Genomic DNA, 499 nt, shown 5'->3' with positions numbered 1-499 from the left:
AATTCCCACCGGCCCCAAGGTATTCAAGAACATCTGCAACGGAATTTTTTGCCAGAATATCCCTGCCAACCTGAGTCAGTTCAGTCAGGCTGGCGGCATCATTTTCCGCAAAATACGGTAATTTATTTTTCGCCGTGGAAAGCCCTGCCAGCGCCGTCAGTGTCGCATTCTTCGGTTGTTTACCCGCAAGCGCGTTAGTCATGGTGGTAGCAAAATCTGGATCATTCCCGAGCGCTGCGGCCAGTTCATTCAGCGTATTCAGTGTGTCAGGTGACGCGTCGATAACATCTGCAATCGCGGCCAGTACAAAAGCGGTGTTCGCAATCTGGGTATTGTTTGTTCCCCTGAGCGCGGTTGGTGCTGTTGGCGTTCCGGTCAGTGCCGGACTGTCCAGTGGGCTTTTCTGTTCGTTTCATCCATTACCACCTTAACCGCCTTTGGCGTTGCAGCAAGCGTTTCAGACGTGCTGTTGGTTGCACTGCTGAGCTGCACTATCCCC

The 499-nt window shown here is 52.7% G+C and carries 1 pseudogene; it reads right to left on the bottom strand.

From position 1 onward, the window contains the following. Nucleotides 1-499, bottom strand: a pseudogene (locus tag SK069_RS20350) (phage tail protein); the annotation flags it as partial.

This window comes from Patulibacter brassicae, assembly GCF_033949425.1.
GTDB lineage: Bacteria > Actinomycetota > Thermoleophilia > Solirubrobacterales > Solirubrobacteraceae > Patulibacter > Patulibacter brassicae.
This window is presented reverse-complemented; position numbering and strand designations above follow the sequence as displayed.